General features: G+C 38.4%; 23 protein-coding genes. 15 read left to right on the forward strand and 8 right to left on the reverse strand.

Annotation, left to right across the window (positions count from 1 at the left end):
• Positions 1-126: 126 nt before the first annotated feature.
• The 4 genes from M028_RS0124795 to M028_RS0124810 all read left to right on the forward strand — a co-directional run bounded on the left by M028_RS0124795 (position 127) and on the right by M028_RS0124810 (position 3792).
• Complete coding sequence (locus tag M028_RS0124795; RefSeq protein ID WP_026576249.1) at positions 127-381, forward strand: FeoA family protein; 255 nt, start codon at positions 127-129, stop codon at positions 379-381.
• Positions 371-1090, forward strand: coding sequence for a FeoB small GTPase domain-containing protein (locus M028_RS0124800; protein WP_026576250.1), 720 nt, complete (start codon positions 371-373; stop codon positions 1088-1090). The genes M028_RS0124795 and M028_RS0124800 overlap by 11 nt, the downstream gene beginning before the upstream one ends.
• Positions 1065-2441 carry a nucleoside recognition domain-containing protein gene (locus M028_RS0124805; RefSeq protein WP_026576251.1) on the forward strand — a complete coding sequence of 459 codons (1377 nt, stop codon included), beginning with the start codon at positions 1065-1067 and terminating at the stop codon, positions 2439-2441. The genes M028_RS0124800 and M028_RS0124805 overlap by 26 nt, the downstream gene beginning before the upstream one ends.
• A gap of 160 nt (positions 2442-2601) precedes the next feature.
• Positions 2602-3792, forward strand: coding sequence for a MalY/PatB family protein (locus M028_RS0124810; protein ID WP_026576252.1), 1191 nt, complete (start codon positions 2602-2604; stop codon positions 3790-3792).
• Positions 3793-3904: 112 nt separating this feature from the next.
• Here M028_RS0124810 and M028_RS32395 read toward each other — a convergent pair whose 3' ends face one another.
• Together M028_RS32395 and M028_RS0124820 are read right to left on the reverse strand one after the other, a co-directional pair.
• The gene (locus M028_RS32395) at positions 3905-4072 is read right to left on the reverse strand and encodes a YdeI/OmpD-associated family protein (RefSeq protein WP_231510890.1); all 168 of its coding nucleotides are present in this window, start codon (positions 4070-4072) and stop codon (positions 3905-3907) included.
• Positions 4073-4086: 14 nt separating this feature from the next.
• Positions 4087-5229, reverse strand: a complete 1143-nt coding sequence (locus M028_RS0124820; protein WP_026576253.1) for an SLC13 family permease — start codon at positions 5227-5229, stop codon at positions 4087-4089.
• A 316-nt stretch (positions 5230-5545) separates the two neighbouring features.
• On the opposite strand from M028_RS0124820, the gene M028_RS32400 reads away from it, so the two are divergent.
• The gene (locus M028_RS32400; RefSeq protein ID WP_081810884.1) at positions 5546-5710 is read left to right on the forward strand and encodes an aspartyl-phosphate phosphatase Spo0E family protein; all 165 of its coding nucleotides are present in this window, start codon (positions 5546-5548) and stop codon (positions 5708-5710) included.
• A 77-nt stretch (positions 5711-5787) separates the two neighbouring features.
• Here the strand turns inward: M028_RS32400 and M028_RS31025 are convergent, their stop codons facing one another.
• Complete coding sequence (locus tag M028_RS31025; protein WP_035424664.1) at positions 5788-6198, reverse strand: hypothetical protein; 411 nt, start codon at positions 6196-6198, stop codon at positions 5788-5790.
• A 170-nt stretch (positions 6199-6368) separates the two neighbouring features.
• Between M028_RS31025 and M028_RS31030 the strand changes: the two genes are divergently transcribed.
• From M028_RS31030 to M028_RS0124845, 3 genes are all read left to right on the forward strand, one after another.
• Entirely contained in the window at positions 6369-8852 is a 2484-nt protein-coding gene (locus M028_RS31030) for a sensor domain-containing protein (RefSeq protein WP_051591238.1), read from the forward strand.
• Positions 8853-9020: 168 nt separating this feature from the next.
• The gene (locus M028_RS0124840) at positions 9021-9524 is read left to right on the forward strand and encodes a DinB family protein (RefSeq protein ID WP_026576254.1); all 504 of its coding nucleotides are present in this window, start codon (positions 9021-9023) and stop codon (positions 9522-9524) included.
• A 173-nt stretch (positions 9525-9697) separates the two neighbouring features.
• Entirely contained in the window at positions 9698-10432 is a 735-nt protein-coding gene (locus M028_RS0124845; RefSeq protein WP_026576255.1) for an SIS domain-containing protein, read from the forward strand.
• A gap of 63 nt (positions 10433-10495) precedes the next feature.
• Here M028_RS0124845 and M028_RS0124850 read toward each other — a convergent pair whose 3' ends face one another.
• From M028_RS0124850 to M028_RS31035, 3 genes are all read right to left on the reverse strand, one after another.
• Positions 10496-11296, reverse strand: coding sequence for a cytochrome c oxidase assembly protein (locus M028_RS0124850; protein ID WP_026576256.1), 801 nt, complete (start codon positions 11294-11296; stop codon positions 10496-10498).
• Complete coding sequence (locus M028_RS0124855; protein ID WP_026576257.1) at positions 11283-11777, reverse strand: DUF2243 domain-containing protein; 495 nt, start codon at positions 11775-11777, stop codon at positions 11283-11285. Before M028_RS0124855 ends, M028_RS0124850 begins: the two co-directional genes overlap by 14 nt.
• 122 nt (positions 11778-11899) lie before the next feature.
• On the reverse strand, positions 11900-12799 hold the full coding sequence (locus M028_RS31035) for a DMT family transporter (RefSeq protein WP_051591239.1): 900 nt from the start codon (positions 12797-12799) through the stop codon (positions 11900-11902).
• A gap of 289 nt (positions 12800-13088) precedes the next feature.
• Here M028_RS31035 and M028_RS0124865 point away from each other — a divergent pair, with 289 nt between their 5' ends.
• The 6 genes from M028_RS0124865 to M028_RS0124890 all read left to right on the forward strand — a co-directional run bounded on the left by M028_RS0124865 (position 13089) and on the right by M028_RS0124890 (position 19338).
• Positions 13089-13766 (forward strand): hypothetical protein, encoded by a 678-nt coding sequence (locus M028_RS0124865; protein ID WP_081810885.1) that lies wholly within the window; start codon positions 13089-13091, stop codon positions 13764-13766.
• Positions 13767-13948: 182 nt separating this feature from the next.
• On the forward strand, positions 13949-15172 hold the full coding sequence (gene ftsZ, locus M028_RS0124870; protein ID WP_026576259.1) for a cell division protein FtsZ: 1224 nt from the start codon (positions 13949-13951) through the stop codon (positions 15170-15172).
• 177 nt (positions 15173-15349) lie between these two features.
• Entirely contained in the window at positions 15350-16600 is a 1251-nt protein-coding gene (locus M028_RS0124875; RefSeq protein ID WP_026576260.1) for a flavin-dependent oxidoreductase, read from the forward strand.
• 11 nt (positions 16601-16611) lie between these two features.
• Positions 16612-16905 carry a Dabb family protein gene (locus M028_RS0124880; protein WP_026576261.1) on the forward strand — a complete coding sequence of 98 codons (294 nt, stop codon included), beginning with the start codon at positions 16612-16614 and terminating at the stop codon, positions 16903-16905.
• A 111-nt stretch (positions 16906-17016) separates the two neighbouring features.
• The gene (locus M028_RS0124885; RefSeq protein ID WP_026576262.1) at positions 17017-17523 is read left to right on the forward strand and encodes a hypothetical protein; all 507 of its coding nucleotides are present in this window, start codon (positions 17017-17019) and stop codon (positions 17521-17523) included.
• A gap of 342 nt (positions 17524-17865) precedes the next feature.
• The gene (locus M028_RS0124890; protein ID WP_442852806.1) at positions 17866-19338 is read left to right on the forward strand and encodes a DHA2 family efflux MFS transporter permease subunit; all 1473 of its coding nucleotides are present in this window, start codon (positions 17866-17868) and stop codon (positions 19336-19338) included.
• A gap of 48 nt (positions 19339-19386) precedes the next feature.
• Here the strand turns inward: M028_RS0124890 and M028_RS0124895 are convergent, their stop codons facing one another.
• Together M028_RS0124895 and M028_RS0124900 are read right to left on the reverse strand one after the other, a co-directional pair.
• Positions 19387-19806, reverse strand: a complete 420-nt coding sequence (locus M028_RS0124895; RefSeq protein ID WP_026576264.1) for a hypothetical protein — start codon at positions 19804-19806, stop codon at positions 19387-19389.
• 23 nt (positions 19807-19829) lie between these two features.
• Positions 19830-20402: a helix-turn-helix domain-containing protein gene (locus tag M028_RS0124900; RefSeq protein WP_026576265.1), complete on the reverse strand. Its 573-nt coding sequence runs from the start codon at positions 20400-20402 to the stop codon at positions 19830-19832.
• A gap of 225 nt (positions 20403-20627) precedes the next feature.
• Between M028_RS0124900 and M028_RS0124905 the strand changes: the two genes are divergently transcribed.
• Positions 20628-21827: an aminotransferase-like domain-containing protein gene (locus M028_RS0124905; protein WP_026576266.1), complete on the forward strand. Its 1200-nt coding sequence runs from the start codon at positions 20628-20630 to the stop codon at positions 21825-21827.
• Positions 21828-22017 lie beyond the last annotated feature (190 nt).

Raw genomic sequence — 22017 nt, forward strand, 5'->3', positions numbered from 1 at the left:
GTTTTGCCATATAGGCAGACGTGCTTTTTTAAATTCTTTGCCGAATTAGGTGACAAATTTATGACCACAACATATAATTAGTAAAAAGTTGCACTCGGTAAAAACTTTGAGGAGTGTGAAAAAATAATGGGGACAACTAATATTATTAAGCTTGAGGATGGAAAAAAAGGCGATATTATTAAAATAACTTCGATTCAACTGGAAGGTGTAATGAGAAGAAGATTATTAGATTTAGGCTTTGTAAAAGATGCATTAGTTGAGGTAGTTCGGAAAAGCCCGTTGGGAGACCCTATCGCTTTTCGTGTAAGTCAAACAACCATTGCATTAAGAAAAGAGGAGAGTTCAAAAATTGAAGGGGAGCTGGTGAAAGATGGGGAATGAATATCGGATTGCTTTAGCGGGAAATCCCAATACAGGTAAAAGTACATTGTTTAACGCTTTAACTGGTTTGAAGCAGCATACGGGTAATTGGGCTGGAAAAACGGTTTCACTTGCAAAGGGGAGCATTGCATTTAAAGATACTCGATTTCAATTGATCGATCTCCCAGGTACCTATTCCCTTTTTTCAAATTCCAAGGATGAAGAGGTGGCACGAAACTTCATTGTATTTGAAAAACCAGATGTAACAATCGTTGTCCTTGATGCCACATCCTTGGAACGGAATTTTAATCTTGCCCTGCAGGTTTTGGAAATGACAAAAAATGTAGTCATTTGTATAAATTTAATCGATGTTGCAGAAGAACAAGGAATAAACATTAACGAGCATCTGCTTACAAATCGGCTTGGGGTTCCAGTACTCAAAATTTCTGCAAGAAATAAAAAAGGGTTTCCCATGCTTCTTGATACCATTCATCGTATTGTTACTGGGGAAATAGTTTGCCATCCTATTCCAGTGAAATATCCGCAGGAGATCGAAGAAAAAATTGAAAAAATCGAACCGAAAGTACGTGAGATTGTCGGTGACCATATATCCTCCCGCTGGGTTTCCCTCCGTTTATTGGATGGTGATGAGTCTTTACTAGGTGAAATTAATCATTACCTAAGACTTAAAGGGGGAGACGTAAATGAATATCGAACAGCTATACAATGAAGCTCAAAAGATGTCGACAGCGAAGTTAAGAGATGAGGTTGTACAACATTTGTACGACCGAAGTCATCAACTTTGCAAGGTGGGTGTCTCCTATACAAAATCGAAAAGGGATACTCGGACTGAAAAACTAGATGCGATTTTCACTTCTCCCATTTTCGGCTTTCCAATTATGTTAATCATGTTGGGAACGGTCTTCTATATTACCATTGCTGGAGCAAATATTCCATCTTCCTTAATTGCTGACTTTTTTGGATGGTTAGAGCAGTATATCACAGCTGTTTTTACTTTTTTACACGCACCGAATTGGCTTCATGGGATGTTAGTCCTTGGCTTATATCGTGGAACAACCTGGGTGATTGCGGTAATGTTGCCGCCAATGGCCATCTTTTTTCCGACATTTGCTCTTTTAGAAAACTACGGATATCTTCCCCGGGTTGCTTTTAATATGGACCGTTTGTTTAAAAAGGTCGGCGCGCATGGGAAGCAGTCACTAACAATGGCAATGGGGTTTGGCTGTAATGCAGCTGCTGTTATTTCGACTAGAATTATAGAATCACCTCGTGAACGGATGCTGGCGATTCTGACCAATAATTTTGTCCCTTGTAATGGACGTTGGGGTACCCTGATTGTGTTTGCTTCGTTATTTATGGCTGCGGGATTTACCGGTGGAATGAAATTATTTGTTTCGACTGCGACTCTCGTCGGGATCGTCTTATTTGGAATCCTTGTTACCTTCTTTGTTTCATGGATTCTTTCCAAAACAGCCCTTAAAGGGGTCCCGACCCATTACACGTTAGAACTGCCGCCTTACCGGAAACCAAAAATCCTGGATACGGTCATTCGCTCTTCCTTAACAAAATCCTGGTCCGTCTTAATGCGAGCAGTGAAAGTTGCAGCACCTGCAGCTATTTTAACCTGGGTGTTTGCAAATCTCTATATTGGTGATACAAGTATTTTAATGTATGCCGTACAGTTTTTGGACCCTTTTGGAAAATTACTTGGCTTAGACGGATACATTATGATGGCTTTTATCTTGGGGTTGCCCGCAAATGAAATTGTCCTGCCAATCCTGTTAATGGGATATTTATCAACGGGTTCTTTGACTGAAGTTGATAGTCTTGTTGATTTAAAAGCCATTCTTATTGAACATGGCTGGACTTGGTTGACTGCATTAAATATGATGTTATTTTCATTGTTGCATTATCCATGTGGTACAACATTAATCAATATCTATAAGGAAACCAAAAGTAAAAAGTGGACATTTATGGCATTCCTGATTCCAACCGTCATTGCCATTCTAGTCCCGCTTGTCATTACACAGTCTGTAAAATGGTTTGGCTGGGTTATATAATAGGATTTTTAGAGAGGGTCCTCAGAAATGAGGACCTCTATTGCTAGAAAATGCAATTTCATTCGGTTTAAGATATGTAGTATAATGGGCTTGAAACTAAAAATGATAATTTTACCAAAATTGGTTGGTTAATTCGGCTTTTTTTAAAGGAGTGTTGTTCATGAAATACAACTTCGATGAAGTAGTGAATCGCCGTGGTACATATTCATTAAAATGGGATGGAGGAAAACTGATAAAAGAGATCGGCCTCACATCTAGATATGATGAAGAGACGATTCCTTTGTTTACAGCGGATATGGATCTGCCTGTACCCCAGCCCTTGATTGATGCCTTACATAAAACAGTTGACCATCGAATCTTTGGTTACTCCGTTTTTCCGGAAGAGTATTTTACGGCTATCCAGCATTGGTTTAAAAAGCGACATGATTGGGATATTCAAAAGGAAGAAATTATCTACAGTCCTGGAACAGTCCATGCGTTGAACATTGCCGTAAGAGCTTTTACAGATCCAGGTGACGGGATTATCATCCAACGCCCGGTTTACCCCCCATTTACAGCGGCGATTGAAGCGAATCATCGCGAGGTACAGAATAATGCGCTAAAACCTGAAGCGGACGGATATTATCAGATTGATTTTGAGGATTTTGAAGAGAAAGCAAAACAAGAGAAGACGAAGATGTTTATTTTGTGTAACCCGCATAATCCTACAGGAAGAATATTTAACCAGGAAGAATTACAAAGATTAGCCGATATTTGCGAAAGACATAATGTTCTGATTGTCGCAGATGAGATTCACGGGGACCTCGTTCGGAGTAATCAAACGTTTATTCCCATTGCCAAAGCCGTTGACAATGTGGACCATATTATCACTTTTACTGCGATTAACAAAACCTTTAATGTAGCAGGGCTTCATTGTACAAATGTAATTATTTTAAATCCTGAGCTGAGGAAAACCATGAATAAGGTAATGGGGATGCATTTGCCGTCACCGTTTACCGTTTCTGCGCTGATCGCTGTTTATACTGAAGGGGAAGATTGGTTAGAACAGCTAAAAGAATATATTGATGGCACGATGGATTGGGTTGTGAGGTTTTTAGCAGAAAAAATGCCGAAAGTAAAGGTGAAAATCCCAGAAGGAACCTATATTATGTGGATGGACTTCAGTAGATATGGGCTGACACCAGAAGCAGTCCATGAACGGATCTATAATAAAGCAAACGTTATTCTCGAAGACGGTAAAATGTTTGGGGAAGAAGGACTTGACTTTCAAAGGATTTGCATCCCGTCACCAAGGCCGCTTATAAAAGAAGCATTTGAAAGAATTGCAAGAGAATTTGAGGATGTTATTTAAATTTCGTTTGATGAAACATAACAATATTATGTAAAATGAAAATTAATCTCATCTAAATTAAATACTAAAATATGGTCACGATAAACAAAATCGTGGCCATATCTTTAAAACCCTATTTTTTACTTTGCCTGTACAATTCCATTGATTTAAATCCTTCGCCCAATACCGTCTCCATTTCCAGTAGCCGTTTTTCCTGGGTTTCTTTCCTTTTTGCACTGTAAACATAACGGGCCCAATCTTTCTGATAGCCAAAGGTTAATTGGTTATATTTCTCAAGCAATTCTCCATTTTTGCTTAAAACAGCCTTAGGATAAAAAACTGTAACAATGCTAAGAAAATTAAGAACGTAAAGTTGTAAAGGCTGAATTGGATTAAATACCTTTTGCTCTTACCAGGGTTTGATTGAGCATATAGCTTATAAGAGATCACACTTGCGAGTGATGCAATGATTGTACCAAGACCGCCAATATTGACTCCTAATAATAAGGGCTTCCAATCCATCGTAAAGTTTGATAAAAGGATGGCGGCAGGAACATTGCTAATCAATTGGCTTGCTAAGATTGAACTAAAATAGACAGAGGTGGAGCCTTTCAAGCCTTCATTAGCAAAATCCCGGAGCGCTTCGATATTTGCGATATTTCCTATAAAAATAAAAAAGCAGATAAATGTAATAAGTAAGAGATAATCAATTTTTGCTAATAATTTATAATCTAAAACACAGGCAGTAAGAAATGTAATAATCGCAGCAAGCTGGTAACTCATTCCTCCAAAAATGGAAACAATAATGATACAAAAAATAATTCCCCAAACCGCAGCTTTTTTTCGATTTTTTATTGGAATAGGGTCTAGTGCGATATTTATTTTTTTGCCTTTAAGTCGGTAAATAGAAAAATAAAGCGAGCTTCCTCCTAGAAATGCCAACAATAAGATTGTTGTAAAAAATTGAGCCGGATTTATTCCATAATGGGAGAAAATAAATAAATTTTGTGGATTTCCCATCGGGGTTAAACTACTGCCCATATTCGCCGCAATGGTTTGTAGGATAATGGTTTCCATCATGTTAATTTTTGCCTTTTTACTGATGATAAGGGTTAATGGCACAAACGTGATAAGTGCTACATCGTTCGTTACGAACATCGAGATAAAAAAGCATAATAATATTAGAATAGCAGAAACCTGTTTGCTAGATTTGCATTTATTCAATATCCCAATTGCGAATTTGTCTAATAGTTTTAGTTCTTCAAAGGCCTTAATCGCGAGCAACAGGTTAAATAAGCTGACTAATACCTTAAAATTGATATACTCCAGTCTAGGCGGATGAATGAAGCTGCTCGCCATTGCTAAGATAAAGGAGATTGTAAATACCAGGTCCTTTTTTAAAAAAGTAAATTTCAGCTTAGAATTTTTGGCATTTTGCCTTAAAACATATTCTTTCATGAACATCTCCAGAAATTTTAGTAGGTTTAGTACGCCAAATAATTAGTAGAACATAGATAACGATAAAATCAATGCCATAGGATGTCAATTATTTTTCAAACCTTACACCGAGTCGTTTTTGCGGGAAGAGAACAGTTTTTGTTGAATTTTGGAAATATATTCAAGTATTTTTGCTTGTGGAAATTATAGGGAAGTGTGTTAAATTCAAGGATACCAACGGATAATGTCGATATTTGATGATAAATACTGTTTCTCTGAATGCGTTTTCAATTGGTAAACTTAATCTTGTAGTTGCAAATAGAAGGAGTTACTAGATATGACAAACGATGACTTAATTTACCAAATTGAAACGGTACGAAATACAATGATAACCGTAGGAATGACAAAAGGATTAACCTCGTCAGAAACGGTTCTATTAAGTAAAAAACTTGACCGACTATTAAATTTGCAATTCCGAAGGCAGAAAGTACGGTCGGCTTAATTGACGGGGGAGATTAGCTATTTAGAATGTATTTATAGTATAAAAAAATCCCCGTATTGGGGATTTTTTTAGGAAATCTATTTTTTAAAAAAGGATTTTACGATTCTTCTAGCCGTAAACAATACAAATGCAATCACAACAAATACTAGGAAAAACGCGAAAAAACCTAAAAGACCTACGATCGCATCCTCAAATTCCATATTTCCTCGATTCGTCAATGCCTGTTGGATTTCGATAGCAAATACTAAAACAAACATAAAAGTTGTTGTATATAAGAAAGATAGAATCGTAATTCCAAAAGGCATTTTTACAATAAATCTGGAGGTGGCCAGCACGAAAAGAAAAACTACGATTCCAATCATTCCCATGATCCAGAAATGCAGGTCCTTATCCGTTAATTGAAGATTCAACGAGCTGCTCACATATATTTGTATAAAATCATGAAGATTATTGACTATGTCCGCTAATAATTGAATAGTTTCTTTCAAATCATCACTTCCTTATCAGTTAAGATTATAACAGATTTTAAAAAAAGAGTCTTAAAGTCCATACATACTAGGCGGATGATTTTAGAACCGATGCCAATAAAAAATTTGTCGATTTTCATGAGGTGACCATATATAATATTTATACTAATGGGATTAAGGAGAAACCCAATATGGAAACTTTACATCAGCAGGAAAATCCTTTTTTCACTCAAATAGAAAACTACCAGGATATCATTGCTTTGAATAGGGAACTCTCGGAACTTAAATATGCGTTAGACGAATCTTCTATTATTGCCATAACGGATCAGCGGGGCATCATCAAGGTTGCGAATAAAAAATTTTGTGAACTTTCTAAGTACACCATAGAAGAATTAATTGGGCAAGACCATCGAATGATTAATTCTGGATTTCATTCAAAAGAGTTTTTTCGCGAAATGTGGAAAACGATCGGTTCTGGAGAAGTCTGGAAAGGCGAAATCCAAAATCGAACAAAGGATGGAAAACTATATTGGGTTCATACCACCATTGTTCCTATTCTGAACGAAAAAGGGAAACCGTATCGGTATATTTCTTTTCGTGTTGATATTACGGAGCAAAAGCAGATGGAAGCTGAATTTCACAAGTCCCTTAAGGATGATTTTAATCAAACCGTAAATACTCTTGAGAATGGTATTTTTAAATTGAAAAGGGGAATAGACGGGAATATTGTTTATACAATGGCCGAGGGAAAACTTCTTCAAAGTATGGGCTTTAATACAGAATCACATCGAAATAAAAGCCCATATGAAGTTTTTCCAAAAGATATTGCCAGCATTAAACTCTTCCACTATCAAAAGGCCTTTACTGGACAAAGCGTCCAGTATGAAATCGACTTATTCGGCAGATTGGTATACGTAGATGTTACGCCGATTAAACAGGGCGGCAAGGTCATTGAACTTGTCGGGACAGTTTATGATATTACTGAGTTGAGAAATACACAAAAACAGCTTAAGGAAAATAGGCTGCTTTATCAATCCTTATTTCAACACAGCCAAGATGCGGTGTTCACCTTTGATACTACAGCAAAGATTGTTACCATGAATCCTGCGACGGAAAGGGTGTTAGGGTATTCTTTAGAGAATTTTAAAAAGAAATCTGGCGCGGAACTGATTGTAAAAGAATATCAATCTATTCATCGCTCATGCTTTGAAAAAGCCCTTAAAGGAGAGCCGCAGAATTTTGAAATGGCTGTCTATCACCAGAACGGACATCAAATTTTTCTAAACGTAACTTATCTACCGATAATTGTCGATCAGAATATTACCGGGATCTATTCGATTGGGAAGGATATTACGGAGCAAAAAAAGATACAGGAATTAAACGCCTTTTTAGCGACCCATGATGAATTAACTGAGCTCCTTAATAGAAGAGGGTTTGAAGAAAAGCTAAAAAATGTGATTACTTATTCTCAAGCTTCCAAACAAAAGCTTGCGGTTATGTATATTGATTTGGATCGCTTTAAAAATGTGAATGATACATTAGGGCATATGATTGGCGACCAGTTATTAGAGCAGATTTCCCGCCGGTTAAACATTCAAATTGGTGATGGGAATTATATTGCCAGAATGGGCGGGGATGAATTTATGGTTCTATGTCCCTCGATTGACGTAGATGAAGAGGCCGCCAATGTTGCTATGAATATCCTAGCCAGTTTGAAGGATCCTTTTTTTATTGAAGGTTACGAGCTTTTTATGACAGCCAGTATTGGAATTAGTATTTATCCAACGGCCGGTGATAATGTCATAGATTTAATGAAACATGCTGACATTGCTCTTTACAAAGCTAAAGATCAAGGGAGAAATAATTTTCAAATTTATTCTGCAGTTATGGATAAAATGAGTTATCAGTCTTTTTTTCTTGAACGAGATCTGCGAAAAGCATTGCTGAACCATGAATTTATAGTCCATCTGCAGCCAAGGGTTGATTCAAGAACAAGAAAAATAACAAGTGCTGAGGCATTAATCCGCTGGAATCACCCAAGATTAGGGTTAATTCCGCCATCTGATTTTATCCCATTGGCAGAAGAGACAGGCTTGATTATTCCAATGGGCAAATGGATAAAAAAGAGGGTTTGTGAACTTTTGGTGCAATGGAAAGAAGCAGGAATTCCGCTTATTCCCATCAGTATTAATATCAGTGCCCAGCGCTTTTTGCAAAAGGATTTTGCGGAAAGTGTAAGGGAGACATTGGAGGAGTACGGGGTAGCTGGTGAATTCCTCGAGATAGAAATTACGGAAAATTCATTAATGCGAAATGAAGCAGATGTCGTGCAAACGATTCAGGATTTAAAGAAATTGGGTATTAAGATTTATATTGATGATTTTGGAACAGGATATTCTTCGTTTTCTTATTTGAAATCCTTTAAATTAGATGGAATTAAGATAGACCGCTCATTTATTCATAATATTTCTTCTCAATCCGAAAATGCCGGAATTACTTCTGCTATGATCCATTTGGCCCGGATTTTAAAAATGGATGTTATAGCAGAAGGGGTTGAAACGGAAGAGGAATTAAAGTTTTTACATGATCACCGCTGCAACCAAGTGCAGGGATATCTGTTTAGTAAGCCAACGACAATTGGGGCATTTGAAAAAATGTTGGTCGAGGGGATTTAAAAAGAATAAGTGCCAGTAATCTTTTTATGGAAGGATGATGGCACTTTTTTTAAATTCTTGGCTTTTGTTAAAGAACAGTGTTGAATGTAAATTTTGTAAATGGGCTCTCTAATGCTATACTTTAAATCGCCATATTTTAGTGTGAGAAATAAAACGGAGGAATGTAAAATGTATACTTCTATTAATGAATTTAATGGGGAATGGAACCAGGAAATGGAATCCACTCAAAAGGTTTTGGATGCATTAACTGATAGCTCACTTCAACAAGCGATATCGCAAGAAGATCGTACATTAGGCAGAATTGCCTGGCATATTGTAACAAGTACTCCTGAAATGCTTAATGAATTCGGAATTCAGGTTGGTGCTGTGGAAAACGCAACGACCGTACCGACTTCTGCTAAAGTAATTGCAGATAGTTTTCGAAAGGTTACAGCTGATACAAGCAACGCGGTAAAAGAACAGTGGACAGACCAATCCTTAACGGAAATGATAAATGTATTTGGTATGGATATGCCTAAAGCAGTGACGCTTTCACTCCTCATTAAGCATATTATCCATCATCGTGGACAGCTGACAGTCCTTATGCGCCAAGCTGGCTTGAAGGTACCTGGTGTTTATGGACCTGCTCGGGAAGAGTGGAGCCTGATGGGGATGGAAGCTCCGGCACTATAAATGGTACACTTTCGAACACATTGGATACAATGTGTTCTTTTTTATTGGGAAGCTGAGAAAAGGATGGCTACTTGATGCTTTTAGAAGGTATTTAGTAAAATACAATTTTAGAAGGTTTAAATTGGAGAAACATACTATAGATGTAATGATAGAAAATTAGGAGGCAGTCAATTGTGTTAAACCAATACTTTGAAAAAGCAAAAGAAAAGATTCAACTAGTTGAGAAGTATGAAATGGAAAAGCTTAAGAAGGCAGCCGAAAAGGTTGCAGAAGCAATTCAAAACGGAGGGATTGTCCAACTGTTTGGCTGCGGCCATTCACATATTTTAGCAGAAGAGGTTTTTTACCGCGCCGGAGGACTTGTTCCCATTAAACCGATACTAGTGGAACCTTTGATGCTTCACGAGGGGGCATTAAGATCCTCACAGTTAGAACGACAAAACGATTATGCTCTGGAATTTATAAAAGACCAAGAAATCCTTCCGGAAGACGTTTTCTTTGTTTTATCGACATCCGGACGCAATCCTGTTCCAGTTGACGTGGCACAGGAAGCCAAGAAAAAGGGAGCTTTTGTGATTGGACTTACTTCATTGGAATATTCGAAAAGTCAGCCTTCCAAACATAAGAGTGGAAAACACCTCTTCAATTCAGTTGATCTAGTGATTGATAACCACTCCACAAAAGGTGATGCTGCTCTTACCTATGAAAAAGTGGCTGTTCCTTTTGGCTCAACTTCCACGGTGGTGGGGGCGGTTATTTTAAATGCGATTTTCGCAGAGGCGATTAAAATGATGGCGGATAACGGATTTGAACCGCCAGTATTCTTAAGTGGTAATATCGATGGGGCAGATGAACACAACCATCGTTTAATAGAGAGATATCGGGACAGAATTCCGTTGTTGTCTTAATTTGATTTATTGAAAATGCTTGAATACATAAAGCCGCAGAAGACCTGCTGCGGCTTTTTAAAATCAATAAAAGTCCGTATTCATATTGACTCGGGGCCGGGCAGCTTTGAACCATTGAAAACAAAAAATGGTTATTAAAAGAAGGTCAATGATATCTCCGCCGTAATACATCAACATGCTGCCAGTTTCGGCCTGTTTAATGGGAACATTGGCTGGTGGTTGCGCATAGAGATATTTTGCAAGGATATCATGTCCGGCTATTGTGATAACTAAAACCATCGCACGGAATAAGTAACTTTTTCGGTGCGGTGTAGGATCCATATAAATAATGGCCGCAGTAAAAAGATACCCAGCAAGAAACACATGAATATGTACTAGCATATGCAGAAGAATATTATGCCCCATAGCGGAATATAGAGTGCTTGTATAGAGAATCCAAAGCCCTCCGATGTTGAGAATTGAAGCAATGATTGGGTTGCTTAAGATTGCAAAAAGCTTCCATCTTAAAATTTTTGTTAGAGAACGGGCAGCCTCTACCTTAAGAGTTCCTAAGAGTAACGTTAGTGGGCTAGCCAGAACCACTAGGAGCGGGGCGAGCATTCCAAGCAGCAAATGAACAAGCATATGGGCAGTAAAATCCATATGTGCCAGGGAGGCTAATGGTCCGAATGACGCGGAAATGATACAACAAATCCCCAAAACCAAACAAATGGATCGGTAGAGTGGATATGAAAGGTTACGTTGTCTATAACCAATAAATACGTTATAAAAAAATAGCCCCAAGATAAGGGACAGGATTAAAAGTAAAAGTGGATCCTCCAGGAAGGGGAATTTGCTTTCAAATTCATGGTTATTCAAGTGCATTTTTTTGATTTACCCCCGTCTGATTAGATTCCCTTCCACTTTGAACAAGAAGGGCAATACCGATCATTAGTAAGCAAATGGCAATGATATTCCATGCCATGTCATAGGGGAGGATATCCACATTATAACGAATCTGATGCAATCTCATCAATTTGTGCTGTACGGTGCCATCATAAAAATTGAAAACACCTGCCCCTAGCAAAACGCCGCCAAGCCACCTTTTAAAAATAAAAGCCTTTCTGCGGCGAAGGTCTGCCACCATATACAATGCCCCAACCGTAGCAAACCAGCTGAATGCATGAAAAATTCCATCTGATACCAAACCAACAGTGGTTGTGGATTTGTCATAAAAATGATGCCAATGCAGTAGTTGATGAAAAACAGCCTCATCCAAAAATGCAACCAGCCCTACACCAAACATTGTTCCCGACCATAAATTACGATTTTTATATAATGCCACCTGTTTTGTATTCCCAATCATCTAATATTTCTCCTAGTCTTTCAGTTCCCATATACAAGGGTTTACGTTAACCATTATTCCCCATTTTTAAGCATATTAGTCGTGTGAATGGCTGGCCTTTTTTGTGATCTACTTGAGACCTATTATGATGCTTTGGCATGATTTTTTGTCTTCTTCTTCTCTGGCCGTCTATATGTTGCCAATATGGCTCCAATAATCGTAATCACCCCTCCTACAAGTGTTAATATCGAGAAGCGCTCATGTAAAAGCAGAACACCAAAAACAACGGTCCAAACCGGAAGCAGGTTGATAAATGGTGCAGACAGAGCAGGACCGACTATTTTTACCCCTGCATTCCAAGCGAAGAAGGCTAAAACGGATGCTAGTGTACTTACATATGCCACGGCAAACCATGCGGTAGCATTCATATGAATCATGTCCGGATGGACAGTCCCGATACAACTAATGGCACTAAGAATGGTACCGTAAAAGGATGCCCCTGCGGTCATTGTTAATGGATCGATCTTACTGCCATACTTTTTCCCAAGGACTGTATAAACTCCCCAAGCTAAACACGATAGAAGGATTTCTACGATACCAATCATCGAAGCATAGGTGGTACCTCCTTGTTTACCCTGAACCAAAAGAATAACACCAATAATGGAAACGAGAGCACCTAACCAGGATTTTGCTTTAATTTTTTCTTTTAAAAAAAGCGGTGTAAAAAGTAAGATGGCGATTGGAATCCCCGCAGAAATCATTCCCGCATAGGAAGCACTAAGAGAACGTAACCCTAAATAATTCAATGTTGAAAATGCAAAAATCCCCAAAAAGCCAAGAATCAATAACTCTTTCCACTTTGAAAAAATAGGAAATTTCTTTTTATTTAACGCTAATAGCCCCCAAAGTATAAACGTAGAAATAGCCCAGCGAATCGTATTTAGTAATGTTGCTGGTAAAGCAGGTGCTAAGAAGCGACCGCAAATATAGTTGCCACCCCAAAGGATTGTAGCAAGTACAAGAAGTAATACTCCTTTTTTCATGAAAAAATTCCTCCATCATTGAGATATGGCCCACCGTCTGAAAAGCTCATAATCCCTAATTCCTATTTCAGTTCCGTTGTTTCCGCTAGAAATATGAACCGGGAAGCTTCGATTATAATCTCTACAGAATGCTTTCTTGCTTTATTTAGCTAAAAGGAACTATTTCTATCATATCTAATTTTGTTTGTATCCTACAAGTTTTTGAAAAAACCACTAGAATGGATTGTATATTAATTAGAAAATTGAGATAATAGAATTGTAACTCTTTCACAATTTTACTCATAAAAGAATGAATATTTATGGTAAAATATTCAAAGGTAGATTATTTAAAGATAAGGGGAAATTAAGAATTCTAACTAATTTTGTATTTACCGTTATTTTTCTGCTTAGTGTCATTTATTTAGTCCGGTATCGATTAAATTTAAAGAAAGCTGCTGAAATTTCACAAGATGCCCTTTATCCGTTAAAAGAGAGTGAGTTTGCTAGTCTTTTGGTACCGGTTGAATGGAAAGAGATGACCCCACTTACGAAACATACGAGGTCGTATCAGTATGTTAAATGGGGAACTGTGTTTGCCCTTTTGATTTTAGTGGTAATCTTAGCAATAGTGATTACAACTGAATTCCTAGGTTCTTCATTTTTCAGTTTGGCCTATTTGTTCTATTTAATCATTAGCCTTGTTCGTCATCAAGGCAATTTGTATATCTTGCCAAATGGGATTATTCTAAATGGAAAATACTATGCGGCAAGCCAAATTCATCAATATGAAACCGAACAAATAGTTCGTTGGCATGAGTTGTATGGTTATCATTCCCGTGTCGACAACGGCTTTAAATTGACTTTTGATATTAAAAAGAAGACAATTCAACCAGATTATATGATTGTAGAGGACTCTTCGCATCTTCGACAGATTACTGCCTTGCTTGACCAACAAGGGATCAAAGGAGACCAAAAAGAAAAAAATTAGTCTTGGTTTATTTCAGTCGTATAGGTGAGGAATACCTATCGTTTTTGAGTGACCACAGGACTATATAAAAAATCACATTATCTTGATAAAATATTAGATAACTATAAAATACATATAAAATACTCTTGAAAATAGAAACACGCCATTTTCATTACTAGAGTGGTTCAATAGGAGGAACAAACATGTGGGATTTCGATTTAAATATAGATCAGGTAGCAAGAATAAAAGTAATTGGTGTCGGCGGAGGCGGTAATAACGCTGTTAACCGAATGATTGAGGATGGAGTTCAAGGGGTCGAATTTATTGCGGTCAATACAGATGCACAAGCTCTTAAACTCTCAAAAGCGGAAATTAAAATGCAAATAGGTGGCTCTTTAACAAGAGGACTTGGTGCAGGAGCGAATCCAGAGGTAGGCAGAAAAGCCGTTGAAGAAAGCCGTCAGCAGCTTGAAGAGGTTTTAAAAGGAGCGGACATGGTGTTCGTTACATGTGGAATGGGCGGCGGAACGGGAACAGGTGCCGCACCGGCGATTGCGCAAATCGCCCACCGGTTGGGCGCCCTGACAATTGGCGTAGTCACACGCCCATTTGGTTTTGAAGGCCATAAACGAGCAAAAAATGCAGCAAGCGGGATTGAGCAAATGAGGGAAGCAGTGGATACCCTGATTATTGTTCCAAACGATCGCTTATTACAAATTGTTGATAAAAAAACACCAATGGTACAGGCATTCCGTGAAGCGGATAATGTCCTTCGCCAAGGGGTTCAAGGTATTTCGGATCTCATTGCCGTTCCGGGGCTTATCAACCTAGATTTTGCTGACGTGAAAACGATTATGACCAATCAGGGAACAGCTCTGATGGGAATTGGTGTGGCTAAGGGAGATGGCCGTGCAGTTGAAGCTGCCAAAAAGGCAATTTCGAGTCCATTATTAGAAACCTCAATTGATGGTGCTCAGGGGATTTTAATGAATATTACCGGAGGCACTGATTTAAGTTTATATGAAGTACAAGAGGCAGCTGATATCGTTGCTTCCGCGGCAGACCAGGAATTGAATATGATTTTTGGTTCGATTATAAATGAACATCTTAAGGATGAAATCATGATTACAGTAATTGCAACAGGTTTTGATGATAAAGAAGCTGCGCCTTCAAATCAAGCCTCCAATCAATCGAGGGAAATCCATTCCCATCGACCTGTCCCAACTCAGCACAGACGGGAACATGTAATCCGTGAAGAGCGGGTTCAAGATTACAATCGAAAACATGAGGAAGAGGCTCCAGCCCGGAACAGGAATTGGCAGCAGAAAGAAGAAACAGGATATGGACATAACCGAGAAAGTCAACAATCTGAAGATTCACTAGATATCCCAGCGTTCTTACGAAATCGGAATAACAGGAATCGATAACGAGGTGCCTGTCACCACTCGGATTTTGTTGAAAAATGTCGAAAACATAAAAACTACGGAGTTTATTTTACTTCGTAGTTTTTACTATATCTTTTAATAATTTATGCATTTCTGTTGATAAATTTATACATTGTGCAATAATTAAGAATAATTTAAAGAGTCAGCGAGGGGATTCAGATGGCTAGAAGAAAAACAGCAATTATTGTTGGCGGAGGTATTGGCGGGCTTGTTACTGCCCTTAAGCTTCACCGCGCAAACGCGTCAGTGCGTGTATTTGAAAGTGTCGAGAACATTCAGGCGTTAGGAGTAGGAATCAACCTCTTGCCACATGCAGTTCGTGTCCTTACTGAATTAGGATTAACCGATAAATTAAATAAAATAGGCTTGCCAACGGCTGAACTTATTTATGTAAATCAATTTGGTCAGAAAATTTGGCAGGAAGCAAGAGGGATCGATGCGGGATATCGTTGGCCGCAATATTCGATTCACCGCGGGCGCTTGCAAATGCTTTTATTAGAAGCAGTGAAGGAGCAACTAGGAGAGGAGTCCGTAATCACAGGCCATCATCTTTCTTCGTTTGAAACAGTAGGTGATGAAGTGGTTGCTCATTTTGTCAATCGAAAAACAGGAGAGTCACTTGGCTTTTATCGCGCAGATATGATGGTTGCGGCAGACGGAATACATTCCGTTGTTCGGAAACATTTTTATCCGAATGAAGGATTACCGATATTTAGTGGTCGGATACTATGGAGGGGGATATCTGAATTTACTCCTTTTATAACGGGTAAAACGATGATTATGGCAGGTTATCAGGATCAGAAATTTGTTGCCTATCCTGTTTGTCCTAAAACAGCGGCAAAAGGAAGTTCCTTAGTGAACTGGATTGCTGAACTTACAGTTGGCGGAGATTTACCATCACGTGCTGATTGGAACAAGAAAATTGATAAAGATATTTTTGCGCCTGCATTTGCTTCATGGGATTTCGGCTGGTTAAATGTACCAAAGTTAATTGAGCAAACAGATGCCGTTTACGAATTTCCAATGGTTGATCGTGACCCACTGCCGCAATGGACATTCGGAAGAGTCACGCTCCTAGGAGATGCAGCCCATCCGATGTATCCGATTGGTTCAAATGGTGCTTCCCAAGCCATTTTGGATGCCGATGCATTAGGACAAGCTCTTCTGGAACAGTCCGATATTGAGCTTGCCTTAAAAGCTTATGAAACAGCACGGTTAGCTATAACTGCGAACATTGTTTTAAGTAATCGGAAAAATGGGCCGGAAGTCGTCATGCAAATTGTAAAAGAACGGGCACCGAATGGGTTTGAGCATTTACATGATGTGGTTTCTCAGCAGGAACTTGAGAATATCGCCAATCAATATAAACGAATCGCAGGGTTTGACAAGGAAACATTAAATACAAAATAGGAGCGGGAACCATGGTTGAACACATCGTATTACTTAAATTCTCAGAATTGACAACAAGGGAACAAAAAGATGATGCCATCCGCATGACATTAGCACTAAAAGATGAAATTCCGGGAATTATTGATATCCAGCAGGGCTATAATTTTTCAGAACGGAATAAAGGGTATGAAGTAGGTTTGACGGTTCGCTTTGATCATCGTCATTCTTTAGAGAATTATGGTCCCCATTCAAAACATCAGGAAGTCTTTACTTTTTTAAAAGAAATTGGCTTGGAGGATTTGATTGTAATTGATTTTGAGTTATAGAAAAGGATATGATTCGTATTTGTTTGTACATAATAAAAGGACTGACTTTAGAAATCTATGTAAACTATTGCATCATATCTATGCGTATTAAAAGAAGGAAGGAAAAAGAATATGTCCTTTATCGGTATTGTCATTATTATCGTGTTAATCTATTTTCTTATTATTCGCCCGCTAACCCGACGGAATCACCCGCAAATTTACGAGCCAAGAAGGGATCAATATGACCAAAGAGGCTATAATGGTCCAAGAAACTACTATGGTTCTTCGCCAGGCCGAGGCTTTGGAGGATTCGGAGGAATTGCAGGGGGAATGGCAGCTGGAGCCTTGCTAACGTATCTATTTGAGCAGGGACGAATTGGCTTCGATCAATACAATTCCCTGCAGAATCTAGAGGATCATGAAGTCATGAGAGAATTAATGGACCAAAATATTCTCCAAGAACATGAAATTGATCAACTACAAGAACAATTAGGGCACCAAGATGATAATGGTGATTGGGATGGAGAACGAAATGGCGATGGTCCAAATAACATCGACGATAATGACCAGGATAACCAACAAGACAACAATGATAATGACTTTAGTGACTGGGATAATGGGGACGACAATTGGGTTTAAAAATCGAAAGAAGTTCCAAATACAAGCCTGCTTCCTTTAACAAATAAAGAAGGCAGGCTTTTTTTAATTCGACAAAATTCGGGTGGTGCCTGTCACCGCTCGAATTTTGTCGAATTATACTACCTGTATAAAAATCTAAATTGCATGATTTTTTTGAGTTGGTAAATCCTATTTGTAGACTGAATTTTTTTTGGTTGCAATTTTTGAACTGATGGTATATGATGTTTTTTATGCGCAATAGGGGTGCAGGAAAATATATACAAGTCAACTAAGGGGGATACAATTTTGGATCATTCGTTAAATAAGGCAGCTTCTCCGCCGTATGGTGTCATCGCAGTATTGATGGTCGGGGCCTTTATTGCTTTTTTAAATAATACGTTATTAAATATAGCCCTTCCTTCCATCATGAAGGATTTAGATGTAGAGGCCTCAACGGTTCAGTGGCTGACCACAGGGTATATGCTTGTAAACGGGATATTAATCCCAACCACTGCCTATTTAATTCAAAAATATACGGTTCGCAGACTCTTCTTAGTCGCAATGGGGTTATTTACCGTCGGAACTATTTTGGCGGGATTTGCTCATGTATTTATTGTGTTATTGGCGGGTCGTATGATACAAGCTTCTGGCTCGGCTATCTTGATGCCGTTATTAATGAATGTTATGCTCGTAAGCTTCCCAGTAGAAAAAAGAGGGGCAGCGATGGGGGTATTTGGGTTAATTCTAATGTTTGCCCCAGCGATTGGTCCGACTTTATCCGGCTGGATTATTGAACATTATGATTGGAGAATGCTTTTCCATTTTGTAACGCCAATTGCCATTATCGTTCTATTGATTGGCTTTTTCATGCTCAAAGATAAAAAAGAGAAAATGAACATGCGCTTGGATTTCATTTCGCTTCTCCTATCGAGTCTAGGTTTTGGCGGGATTCTTTACGGTTTTAGTTCAGCAGGAAAAAAGGGCTGGGATAGCCCGGCAGTGTATGGAACCATTATTGTCGGGGTTATTTCATTAACTGTTTTTATTTTCCGTCAATTGAAACAAGAACGGCCAATGCTGAATTTCAAGGTCTATCAATACCCAATGTTCTCCCTGTCATCCGCTATCTCAATGGTTTTGAATATGGCATTATTTTCTGGGATGCTGCTTCTTCCAATATATGTTCAAACCTTGAGGGGAATTTCTCCGATGGATGCCGGGCTATTACTACTGCCGGGGGCACTTCTAATGTCCATCATGTCACCGATTACAGGGAAATTATTTGATAAGATCGGTGGACGCATCTTAGCCATCATTGGGTTAGGTATTGTTACCGTTACCACTTATGGATTTAGCCAATTAACCTTGCATACAACCTATACACATCTCATTCTTTTATATTCTATTCGAAGTCTTGGGATTTCTATGGTGATGATGCCGGTTTCGACCAATGGTTTGAACCAATTACCGAAATCACTTTATCCGCATGGAACAGCAATGAATAATACATTGAACCAAGTAGCAGGAGCCATTGGGACGGCATTACTAGTAACGATTATGACAAACCGCACAGCATCACAGGCCAAAGAAATTGGTGCTGAGGCGATGAAGCATCTTACATCGAAGCCAACACCGGCAGCACTTGCTGAGATGAAGCAGCAGGTTATGATGAAGGCGATGTTAAATGGAATCAACTATTCCTTCCTTGTCGCTACTTTTATTGCAGCTTTGGCACTTGTTCTAGCCTTCTTTATCAAACGGGCCAAACAAGCCGAAGAACCCATTGAAGGAAACTCACCAAGTAAAAAAGTTAGAACCAAATTAGCGGAAAATTAGAATAGAAAAAGGGTGGCTCCATTGAGTCACCCTTTTTCATCAGGTATTTTATGCACTTGTTTTTAAATCATAAGAAAAATCGCTGTCATTCCATTCGAAAATTCCTTCCTGTAAACGAATGGTTGCGTTAAACGGACACGGAATCGTAATGACTTGTTCCATGGTTCCCTTTATTTCCTCCCGAGATCTTTCAACCAATTGTTTTTTAAACAGAAGAAGTTCGTCTTTTGATGCTATACGGATTAATCGGTCAATCGAAATTTTATTTCCTATAATCCCATACCTCTCACAAATACTGTCATGAAAACCTTTATTAAATTGAATCATCATGGGAAGGTCTTGGATAGAAGCTACACCATATACTTCTTTTATCACATCCTCATATCTAATTTGACTGCCAGTAGCAAATCTGGTTATCTTCTTTTCTGGGTTTTCTAATATATAAACTGTTTCAATTGAATTATTCATAAAAAATCTGCCTCTCTTCATGATTAAAGTTGGATGTTTGGACTGGAATAGTAAATAACCACGCTAATTTCACAAATTTCTTTATCTATATTTTCAAAAATTTGAAAAACATCTGTTGAAAAGGAGACGGAATCTCCTTGGTGCAATGAATACTGATCTTCCTTACCAATGGTAATAGAGAAGGTACCGGAGTGGACTGTGATTGATTTAATCGCACCAATTCCATTTGGTTCAGTATAGTGATTGCAGCCTGGATGAAGACGTGCCCGGTAACTTTCAATCGGTATACCTGGTGAAGCAAATGTATTATAAACCTCATATAAGTCATTATCCTCTTTGAAAAAAGGTTGGTCAGCCATTCGAATCATTTTAACAGAAGGATTTATTGCTAAAAAGGAAGCGAAAGGAATTTGCAGGCCAGCTGCAATTTTCCAAAGAATGGAAACTGTTGGGTTAGAGGCTCCGCGCTCAATTTGACCAAGCATCGGCTTACTAACCCCAGTCAAGTCAGCCAGCTCGTCCAAAGTTAATTTCCGTTGCTGACGGAAGTACCGTAACCGCTGGCCAATTTGAGCCGTTAAGATATCCTTATCCATGATATAACCCCTTTGTTGGATACAGTATATTACTTTATAAATATATTATAACATATTTCTATAATGCTTTAGTGCTATAACGTATAAACAAAATTAAACGAAAAATTTTTCTAAATATTTTGCAAAATGAATTTTATTATCTTATAATGTACTATAAATCTAATATATTATATTTTTTTACATCAAAAGATTGAATTTACTTTAAATAAAAGGAAGCGACATTATATGAATTATCCATTTGCACCCCAAACCAAAAACTATGAATCATCTGCCGTAAGGGATATCTTAAAGGTTACACAGCAAGGGCATGTTATTTCTTTCGCAGGGGGTCTGCCCGCAGAAGACATTTTTCCAATTGAACAGGTTCAAATTGCCTATGAGAAAGTATTTGCTTCAGGCAAATCTTCTTTGCAGTATGGACTAACAGAAGGATTTATTCCCCTTCGAGAAGCGGTTCAAGCGAAAATGGAAAAGAGAGGAATTTTGTCACATCCCGATAACATCCTGCTTACAACTGGATCACAGCAAGTAATCGACTTGTTTTCACGAATTATGCTTGCACCAGGGGATGTTGTCCTCACAGAGGATCCTACATATTTAGCAGCATTACAGGTCTTTAGATCGTATGGTGCAAATGTGGTGGCTGTAAAGAGTGATGATCAGGGAATGATCATGGAGGATCTAAAAGAAAAAATTGAAAATTACCAGCCGAAATTTGTCTATACCATCCCAACCTTTGCAAACCCAGATGGAAAGGTGTGGAGTCAGGAACGACGTCAGGAGCTTTTCAATCTTTGCTCCGAAAAGAATGTTCTAATTCTTGAAGATGATCCATATGGCGATATTCAATTCCATCAAGACGAGGTCTATCAGCCGGTGGCTGCTTTAGATACAGATAAGAGGATTGTTTTGTATACTAGCACTTTTTCTAAGTCAGTTGTCCCTGCTTTAAGGACTGGCTGGGTAACCGGACCAACTGAAGTCATTAAACTAATGACACAAGCTAAGCAAATGAATGATTTACACTCAAGTTCGCTCGATCAACAGGCGCTCTATTATTTATTGCGCGATTTTAACCTTGATTCACATATTGCTTTAATCAGAAGCGTTTATTATGAGCGGATGAAATTGATGAAGGAATATTTTGATAAAGTAGGGTCAGGATTGTTCACATGTAAGGAGCCAAAAGGTGGAATGTTCATGTGGGTAGAAGGAAATGAGGAGTTAAACACAACTGCCTTGCTTGGCGAAGCCGTTAAAAAGGGAGTTGCATTTGTTCCGGGTGCACCATTCTATGTCAACGAGCCCAAGCACAATACCTTCCGTGTAAACTATAGCCATTCTACTCCTGAAAAAATTAAGCTTGGAATGGAACGACTAGTAGATGTGTTAACGTCAGTTCCAGTTGCCACGAAAACAATCTAATAAGGTAGTTCATTCAAAAGAGTACTGTGTATAACACAGTACTCTTTTGAATGTAAGTGTAGTTTTTTGTTGGAAATTGAGGACAGGTTCTCATTGAATAGAGGACTAGAAATGTTACGATAATAATAGTTTATCATTGACTGTTTTTTTACAAAACATAAAAAATTCGGTCTAAATTATTTTACCTTTT

The sequence above is a fragment of the Bacillus sp. UNC438CL73TsuS30 genome (assembly GCF_000482325.1).
GTDB lineage: Bacteria > Bacillota > Bacilli > Bacillales > Cytobacillaceae > Neobacillus.